This window comes from Actinoplanes sp. NPDC051633, from assembly GCF_040681735.1.
GTDB lineage: Bacteria > Actinomycetota > Actinomycetes > Mycobacteriales > Micromonosporaceae > Actinoplanes.
The window spans coordinates 1-2156 of sequence record NZ_JBFAZH010001252.1 but is presented as its reverse complement, the minus strand read 5'-3'; the positions used below and the strand labels follow the sequence as shown (position 1 = coordinate 2156).

General features: G+C 71.6%; 4 protein-coding genes and 1 pseudogene. 2 read left to right on the top strand and 3 right to left on the bottom strand.

Annotated features, from left to right (window positions below; translation table 11 throughout):
* A pseudogene (locus AB0M20_RS39705) lies at positions 1 to 227 on the top strand (glycosyl transferase family 1); the annotation flags it as partial.
* 16 nt (positions 228 to 243) lie between these two features.
* Here the strand turns inward: AB0M20_RS39705 and AB0M20_RS39700 are convergent.
* From AB0M20_RS39700 to AB0M20_RS39690, 3 genes are read right to left on the bottom strand one after another with little or no spacing between them, the layout of a single operon-like run.
* Positions 244 to 663 (bottom strand): hypothetical protein, encoded by a 420-nt coding sequence (locus tag AB0M20_RS39700; protein ID WP_364306252.1) that lies wholly within the window; start codon positions 661 to 663, stop codon positions 244 to 246.
* A gap of 59 nt (positions 664 to 722) precedes the next feature.
* Positions 723 to 1073 carry a helix-turn-helix transcriptional regulator gene (locus tag AB0M20_RS39695; RefSeq protein WP_364306250.1) on the bottom strand — a complete coding sequence of 117 codons (351 nt, stop codon included), beginning with the start codon at positions 1071 to 1073 and terminating at the stop codon, positions 723 to 725.
* 32 nt (positions 1074 to 1105) lie between these two features.
* Positions 1106 to 1702 carry a TetR/AcrR family transcriptional regulator gene (locus AB0M20_RS39690; RefSeq protein ID WP_364306248.1) on the bottom strand — a complete coding sequence of 199 codons (597 nt, stop codon included), beginning with the start codon at positions 1700 to 1702 and terminating at the stop codon, positions 1106 to 1108.
* 89 nt (positions 1703 to 1791) lie between these two features.
* Here AB0M20_RS39690 and AB0M20_RS39685 point away from each other — a divergent pair, with 89 nt between their 5' ends.
* Positions 1792 to 2013 carry a hypothetical protein gene (locus tag AB0M20_RS39685; protein WP_364306246.1) on the top strand — a complete coding sequence of 74 codons (222 nt, stop codon included), beginning with the start codon at positions 1792 to 1794 and terminating at the stop codon, positions 2011 to 2013.
* The last annotated feature ends 143 nt before the right edge of the window (positions 2014 to 2156 follow it).

The window sequence follows — 2156 nt, the reverse complement described above, 5'->3', positions numbered from 1 at the left end:
CCGGCCGCCCCGTCGCCGCCTACCTCAGCGACACCGTCCTGGACACCGTCGGCCCCGAACTACCCATCATCAACGCCACCCCCGACACCCTGCCCAGCGTCATCGAAAACCTGCTCGACGACCGCGACCACGCCGTCAAAATCGGCGCCGCCTCCACCACGTTCGCCCGCAAATACCACGACGGCACCATGACCGCCCGCGTACTCTCCGGCTTCCTCGACTCCTGACCCGGCGAGCCCCGGGTCAGTTGGCCCGGCCGCGGCGGTGCGCCATGCGCATCCCGACGGCGAGCGCGCCGGCGATGAGCAGGAGGCCGATCAGCACGAGGCCCGGCGCGTCATCCTCGCCTCCGTAGACGACGGCGCCGACACCGACGACGGCGATGGCCATGGCGGCGGCAAAGATGGCGGCCAGCGATTTCATGAGGTCTCCACTCCAGGGTCGGATGCGGCCCCGCCACGACGCGTCGGCGGCCAGGCCGCGAATCATGCGGGACAGGATGCTGATGGCGATGCGCCGATCGCCGACGCCGCGGCCGCGTTCGTAGGCGACGTGGTCGTGCAGGTCGGCTTCGATCTCGTCGACCCGGCCCCGGGCGACGTCCTCGGGCAGCCGCCGGGTGTAGCACCGCACCCAGCGGTTCACCAGCCCGGCGGCCCGCACGGGCGTCAGGCCGCCGCGCCCTCGACGGGGCGGCGAGCCGGTCCGCCCTCCGCGGCGCATCACGCCGGCCCCGGCGCGAGTCGCGGGACGCGGCCGGCGGCCTGATCCACGCGGGCACCATCGGCCGCGTGGATCCCCCGGCCGGTCAGACCGTAAAGCCGGCGGCGTGGCCGCCCCTCGGTCGCCGGGTCCTCCCAGCTGGACGCGAGCAGGCCGAGCTCCTCCAGCCGGCCCAGCGCCTTGTACAGCGTGCCGTGCGCGGTCAGCGACCGTGACGCCCGCTGCTCCCGCATGGCCTGGGCGAGGCCGAAGCCGTGGAACGTCTCCTGCCCGGCCCGGTGCAGCGACAGCGCCGTGGTCAGGATCTCCGCCTCGATCGGCAGCAGTGTTCCGGGTTTGCGCGGTGGCATGACCCCCATGTTAGGAAGATATCTTCCTAACATCAAGCAAAGATCCGGCCGATCTGCTGATCGACGAGGTCGACGGCCTGCCGCGGGGTGTACTGACCGAGCAGCACCTGCGACTGCAGACCGTGCGCGCCAGCCACCAGGAACGCCGCCTCGCCCGCGGCGTCCAGGGCCGGCTCGACGCGCCCGAGCGCCTGGCCGTGCCGGATCATCGTCGCGACGAGCTCCTCGAGGGCGTGCGGGGCATCGCGCAGGGCCGCGCCCAGGCTCTCGTCGGTGAGGAACCGGACAAAGTACGCCGCATGCACGATGTGGGTCCGCCGCCGCTCCTCGTCCAAGGGCAGCAGCTCGAGCAGGATTCCGCGCAGCACGTCGCGCGGGTCGGGGTCGTCGCCGAGGTGGGCCAGGCGTTCGCCGGCGCGGCGTTCGGAGTCGGCGTTGAGCACCTCGAGCGCACCGAGCAGCAACTGCTCGCGGGTCCCGAAGTAGTACTGCAGCAGCCGGGCCGAGACGCCGGCCTCGGCGGCCACCTGTCGAAGGGTGACGTCCTCGAGACCGCGCCGGGCGGCGAGCCGCCACACGGCTTCGGCGATCTGATGCCGGCGCTCGTCATGATCAACCTGTCGGGGCATGCATCTCTCTCGTCGGCTCGGTTGTGGTGCGACCGTACCAAAACCTGTTATGGTTCGATCGAACCATAACTCGGCAGGGGAGCGGAAAGATGAAGGTAGTGGTTTTGATCCTCGGCATGGTCCTTCTCGTGGTGGGCGCGCAGGGCGGCATCCGCCTGCTGGCCGACCACGACGATGCCGGCATCCTGAGCTGGCTGCCCGGCGGCTTCGCCGCCCGACTGGCCTGCTTCGCGGTGATGGCGGTCGCGGGCGTCGCCCTGGCCGCCCGGGGCAGCGCCGCGATGCGAAGCTCCGACGCCGGCGGCCGCTGAGCGGCAAAGCGGTCGACGGCGTGGCCGGCCGGCACTAGCGTGCGGGCATGGCTGACCGAACGAGCCTGAGCAAGTCGCAGGTACGGCTCAGCAGAAGAATGTCGATGGTGCTGCGACACCGCCCCGAATCCGTGGGCATCACC